Origin of the sequence: Streptomyces griseicoloratus, assembly GCF_014534645.1 — a bacterium.
GTDB lineage: Bacteria > Actinomycetota > Actinomycetes > Streptomycetales > Streptomycetaceae > Streptomyces > Streptomyces griseicoloratus.
Map to the genome: position 1 here is coordinate 1 of NZ_JACVQF010000049.1, position 6572 is coordinate 6572.

The 6572-nt window shown below is 76.9% G+C and carries 1 protein-coding gene; it reads right to left on the reverse strand.

Features of this window, described 5'->3' with window-relative positions:
* Positions 1 to 6572: type I polyketide synthase (locus H0H10_RS01635; protein ID WP_188178970.1), on the reverse strand; the 6572-nt coding region annotated here is incomplete at both ends.

Below are 6572 nucleotides of genomic sequence, written 5' to 3' on the forward strand. Positions count from 1 at the left end.
GCGGGCGTCCGACAGGCGCTCGACCAGCAGCAGGCCGACGCCCTCCGACCAGCCCGTGCCGTCCGCCGACGCCGCGAACGACTTGCAGCGTCCGTCCGCCGACAGACCGCGCTGCCGCGAGAACTCCACGAATGTGTTCGGCCCGTTCATCACGGTCACGCCGCCGGCCAGGGCGAGGTCGCACTCGCCCGAGCGCAGCGCGCCCGCCGCCATGTGCAGGGCCACCAGCGACGACGAGCACGCCGTGTCGACGGTGACCGCCGGGCCCTCCAGGCCGTACGTGTACGACAGCCGGCCCGAGATCACGCTGGACAGGTTCCCGGCGAGCAGGAAGCCCTCGAACTCCTCCGGCGCGGCCGCCAGCCGCGACGCGTAGTCGTCGTACATGGCGCCCGTGAACACGCCGGTCCTGCTGCCGCGCAGCACGCCCGGGTCGATGCCCGCGCTCTCGAACGTCTCCCACGCCGTCTCCAGCAGCAGCCGCTGCTGCGGGTCCGTCGCGGTCGCCTCACGCGGCGAGATCCCGAAGAACTCCCGGTCGAACAGGTCCGCGTCGTGCAGGAACCCGCCCTCGCGGACGTACGACGTCCCCGTGCGCTCCGGGTCCGGGTCGTACAGGGCGTCCAGGTCCCAGCCGCGGTTCGTCGGGAACCCGCTGATCGCGTCGGTCCCTTCGGCGACCAGCCGCCACAGGTCCTCCGGCGACAGCACCCCGCCCGGGTAGCGGCACGCCATGCCGATGACGGCGATCGGCTCGTCCGACGTGCCCCGCGGCCGCGCCGCCGCCACGGCGGCCGGCGCCTTCCCGGCGGACACCCGGGTGAGCAGGTACGTGGCCAGCGCGAGCGGCGTCGGGTGGTCGAACACGGCCGTCGCGGGCAGCCGCAGCCCCGTCGCCGCCGCGAGCCGGTTGCGCAGGTCCACGCCGGCCATCGAGTCGAAACCGAGGTCGTTGAACGCCCGGTCCGCCTCGACCGCCGACGCGCCCGCGTGGCCCAGCACCCCGGCGACCGTGGCCCGCACCAGGGCGAGCACGGCCTCGCGGCGCTTGTCCTCGGGCAGCGCGGCCATCTGCCGGCCCCAGTCCGTGCCACCGCCCGCGGCCTCCGCCGGCCGCGCCGCGGACCGGCGGACCCGGGTGCGCACCAGGCCCCGGTACAGGGCGGGCACGGCCTCCGTGCCGCCCGCGGCCCGGGCCGGGTTCAGCGCCACCGGCACGAGCAGCGGCTCGTCACCCGCCAGCGCCGCGTCGAACAGGGCCAGGCCCCGCTCGGGGGTGAGCGGGGTCATGCCGGCCCGGGCCCAGCGGGCCAGGTCCGCGTCCGTGAGGGACGCGCCCATGCCGTGGCTGCCGTCCCACAGCCCCCAGGCCAGCGCCGTGGCCGGCAGGCCCAGGGCGCGCCGGTGGGCGGCCAGGGCGTCCAGGAAGGTGTTGGCGGCCGCGTAGTTGCCCTGCCCGGCGGTGCCGGTCAGCCCGGACACGGACGAGAACAGCACGAACGCCGACAGGTCCCGGTCCCGCGTCAGCTCGTGCAGGTGCCAGGCCGCGTCCACCTTCGGCCGCAGCACGGCCGCCACGCGGTCCGCCGTCAGCGACTCCACGGTCGCGTCGGCCAGCACACCGGCCGTGTGCACCACGGCGGTCAGCGGATGCCGTGCGTCCACCGCGTCGAGCAGCCGCTCCACCGCCGCACGGTCCGCGGCGTCCGCGGCGGCCACCGTCACCTCGGCGCCCAGCGCGGACAGTTCGGCGACCAGCTCCCCGGCGCCCGGCGTGTCCGGACCGCGCCGGCTGCTCAGCAGCAGGTGCCGCACCCCGTACGCGGTGACCAGGTGCCGGGCGAACAGCGCGCCCAGCCCGCCGGTGCCGCCCGTGACGAGCACCGTGCCCTCCGGATCCAGCGCCCGGCGCTCCGCCGGCCGCGCGCCGCGCGCCGGGCGGGCCAGTCGCGGCGCGTACAGGGCGCCGCCGCGCACCGCGATCTGCGGCTCGCCCGCCACCGCCGCCGCGAGCGCCGCGACCGGCACGGCCGTGTCCGCCGCCTCCGAGTCGACCAGCAGGACACGGTCCGGGTGCTCCGACTGCACAGACCGCAGCAGACCCCACACCGGGGCCGCGCCCAGGTCCGTGACGTCGTCGCCGGGCAGCGCCGCGACGGCGCCGGCGGTGACCACGGCGAGCCGCGCGTCGGCGAACCGGTCGTCCGCCAGCCACCGCCGCACCAGCTCCAGGACCCGCACGGTCGTGTCATGGGCCGCCGCCGGGGTGCCCTCCGCACCGGACACCCGCACCACCGCCAGGTCCGCGCCGACGGCCGGATCCAGGTCGTCGCCGACGAGCTCCCACGCCGGCCCGTCGCCCCCGGGCGCCGCCACCGGCGCCCACTCCACCGTGAACAGCGCGTCGTCCGCCGGGCCGGCCGCGGCGGACACCAGGCCCTCCCGGTCGATCGGCCTCAGCACCAGCGACTCGACCTCGGCGACCGGAGCGCCGGTGGAGTCCGCCATGCTCAGCCGGTACGTGTCCGCGCCGAGCGGCGAGATGCGCAGCCGCAACTCCGCCGCGCCCGTGGCCCGTACGTCGATCCCGGACCACGCGAACGGCAGCCTGATCCGGTCCCCGTCGCCCTCGCCGGCCGCGTCCAGCACCAGCGGGTGCAGCGCCGCGTCGAACAGCGCCGGGTGCACCCCGAACCGCGCGGCGGCCTCCGTGTGCTCCTCCGGCAGGCGTATCTCGGCGTACAGGTCGTCGCCGGCGCGCCACAGCGCCCGCAGGCCCTGGAACGCCGGCCCGTACCCGTAGCCCAGCTCCGCCAGCCGCTCGTACACGCCGTCCAGGGGCTCCGGCGTGGCGCCCTGCGGCGGCCACACCGCCCACCGGCCGGCCTCGCCCGCCGGCTCCACGGCCGGGGCGAGCGCGCCGGTCGCGTGCCGTGTCCAGCCGCGGGCCGGGTCGTCGCCCTCCGGCGCGCCCGCGTCACCGGTGTCCGGGCGGGCGTGCACCGAGAACGGCCGTATCCCCGAGGCGTCCGCGGCTCCGACCGTCACCTGCACGCGGACCGCGGCCCGCTCCGCCAGCGGCAGCGGGGCCTGGAGCGTCAGCTCCTCCACGCGCGGTACGCCCAGGTGGTCGCCGGCCGCGGCGGCCAGCTCCAGGAACGCGGTCGCCGGCACCAGCACGGCCCCGCCGACGGTGTGGTCCGCCAGCCAGGGGTGGCCGCGCAGCGACAGACGGCTGGTGAACACCGCGTCCTCGCGGTCCGCCAGGTCCAGGGTGGTGGACAGCAGCGGATGCCCGGCCGGGTCGAGCCCGAGGCTGCGCGCGTCGGCCGGCGAGGTGGGCGCCAGCCAGTAGTGCTGCCGCTGGAAGGGGTACGTGGGCAGCTCGGCCGGCGCGGGGCCGTCGGTGCCGGCCGTGAAGAAGGCGGCACCGTCCAGCGGTGCTCCCGCCGCGTACGCCCGGGCCAGCCCCTCGACGAGCGTCGCGCCCTCCGGCTGCCCGGTACGCAGCGACGGCACGGCGGTGACGTCTTCCAGGGCCCCCCGGGTGAGCGCCGTCAGCACGGCGTCCGGGCCGGCCTCCACGAACACGGTCGCACCCTGCGCGGCCAGTTCGCGCACCGCGTCCAGGAACCGCACGGTGGCCCGGATCTGCCCGGCCCAGTAGTCGGGCGAGGTGAGTTCGGCGTCCGTGGCCCTGACCCCGGTCACCGTGGACACGATCGGGATGCGGGGCGCGGCGAACGTGACCTCCGACGCGACCTCGCGGAACGCGTCGAGGATGTCGTCCATGTGGGGGGAGTGGAAGGCGTGCGAGACCGTCAGCCGCTTCGTCCTGCGACCGCGCTCGCGCCACTCGCCGGCGATGCGCTCGGCCGTCTCCGCGTCCCCGGAGATCACCACCGACGAAGGGCCGTTGACCGCGGCGATCGCCACCGCGTCCTCGTGCCCGGCCAGCGAGGCGGCGATCTCCGCCTCCTCGCCCTGCACGGCGATCATGGCACCGCCCGCGCGGGCCGACTGCATCAGCCGGCCCCGGGCGGCGACCAGCTTCGCCGCGTCGTCCAGGGACAGCACGCCCGCCACGTGCGCGGCGGCCAGCTCACCGATCGAGTGCCCGGCCAGCAGGTCCGGCGTCACGCCGTGGTGCTCCAGCAGCCGGAACAGCGCCACCTCGACCGCGAACAGCGCGGGCTGCGTGTACGTCGTCTCGTCGACGAGCGCCGCGTCCGGGCCGTCCGGGTCGGCGAACACGACCTCGCGCAGCGGCCGTTCCAGGTGCGGCGCGAACGCGGCGAACACCTCGTCCAGCGCCGCCGCGAACACCGGGTGGGAGCCGTACAGCTCCCGTCCCATGCCGGCCCGCTGGGCGCCCTGCCCGGTGAACAGGAACGCGGTACGGCTCGCATGCGCGGCGCTGCCCGTCACCACACCGGGTGCCTGCTCCCCGCGGGCCAGCGCCTCCAGACCGGCCAGGTACCCGGTACGGTCGGCGGCGACCACGGCCGCCCGCTGCTCGAACGCCGTCCGCGTGGTGGCCAGCGCCCGCCCCACGGCCGCGTCGCCGGGCGCGCCCCCGGCCGCCGCGTACGCCCGCAGCCGCTCGGCCTGGGCGCGCAGCGCGGCGGAGTCACGCGCCGACAGCAGCCACGGCGCCGGCAGTGCCGGGGCGGCGAGCCCGACCGGCTCCCCGGCGGGCGCGGTGGCCTCCTCGGGCGCCTCTTCCAGGACCACATGGGCGTTGGTGCCGCTGATCCCGAACGACGACACCGCGGCGCGCCGCGGCCGCCCCGACCCCTCCCACGGACGGGCCTCGGTCAGCAGCTCCACCGCGCCGCGGCCCCAGTCGACGTGCGGCGACGGCTCGTCGACGTGCAGCGTCCGGGGCAGCACGCCGTGCCGCATCGCCTCCACCATCTTGATGACGCCGCCGACCCCGGCTGCCGCCTGGGCGTGGCCGATGTTGGACTTCAGGGAGCCCAGGAACAGCGGAGCGCCGCCTTCGCGGCCGGTGCCGTAGGTCGCCATCAGCGCCTCGGCCTCGATCGGGTCGCCGAGCCGGGTGCCGGTGCCGTGCGCCTCGACGGCGTCCACGTCCGCCGTGGTCAGGCCCGCGTCGGCGAGCGCCTGGCGGATGACCCGCTGCTGGGACAGGCCGTTGGGCGCGGTCAGGCCGTTGGACGCGCCGTCCTGGTTGACGGCGGAGCCCCGGACGACCGCGAGGACGCGGTGGCCGTTGCGGCGCGCGTCCGACAGCCGCTCGACCAGCAGCAGACCGACGCCCTCGGCCCAGCCGGTGCCGTCGGCGGCCGCCGCGAACGACTTGCAGCGCCCGTCCGCGGCGAGGCCCCGCTGCCGCGAGAACTCCACGAACATGCCCGGCGAGGACATCACCGTCGCGCCGCCCGCCAGCGCCATGTTCGTCTCGCCCGCACGCAGCGAACGGATCGCCAGGTGCAGCGCCACCAGCGACGACGAGCAGGCCGTGTCCGCGGTGACCGCCGGACCCAGCAGGCCCAGCTGGTAGGCGATGCGGCCCGACATCACACTGGCGGTGCTGCCGGTGAGGACGCTGCCCCGGACGTTCTCCTGCGCCTCGTACATGCGGGGCCCGTACTCCAGGGCGGTGGCGCCCACGAAGACCCCCGTGCGCGTGCCGCGCAGCGACTCCGGGTCGATCCCGGCCCGCTCGACCGCCTCCCAGGCGGTCTCCAGGAGCAGCCGCTGCTGCGGGTCCATCGCCAGCGCCTCACGCGGGGAGATGCCGAAGAAGGCCGCGTCGAACCGGCCCGCGTCGTGCAGGAACCCGCCGTGGCGCACCGCGCTCTTGCCCGGTCGGTCCGGGTCGGGGTCGTACAGGTCCTCGTCCCAGCCGCGGTCCGCCGGGAACTCCGAGATCGCGTCGACGCCCTCGGCGACCACCCGCCACAGGTCCGCCGGGGACGCCACACCACCGGGGTAGCGGCAGGCCATGCCGACGATGGCGATCGGCTCGTCCGCGTCCACGGGCCGCACGAACTCGTCGGCGGTGCCGGCCGCACCCAGCAGCTCCGCCTCGACGAACTCGATCAGCGCCTGCGGCGTCGGACGGTCGAACAGCAGGCCCGTCGGCAGGTCGAGACCGGTCGCACGGGCGAGCGCCGCGCGCAGCTCGGTCGTCATCATCGAGCTGAAGCCGAGCTCCTGGAACGGCGTGCGCAGCTCCAGACGCTCGTCGTCGCCGTACTCCAGGACGGCCCTGATGTGCCCGGTGACCAACTCGGCCACGGCACGCCGGCGTTCCTCACCGAAGAGCCCGGCCAGCCGCTCGCCGAGCGCCCCGCGCGGAGCGGCGGCCACCGCCTCGTCCCGGACACCGGCGGTGACCGGGGCAGCTTCCTTGCGGGTGGCCGCGTCGAACCAGTGCCGCCGCCGCTGGAAGGCGTACGTGGGCAGGGTGACGCGGCGCCCGCCCGACGGCCCGTACACCGCGGCCCAGTCGACGTCCACGCCCCGCACGAAGGCCGCCGCCACGGCGGTGAGGAGTGTGCGGGGTTCGGGTCGGCCTGTGCGGAGGGTGGGGGTGGCGTGGG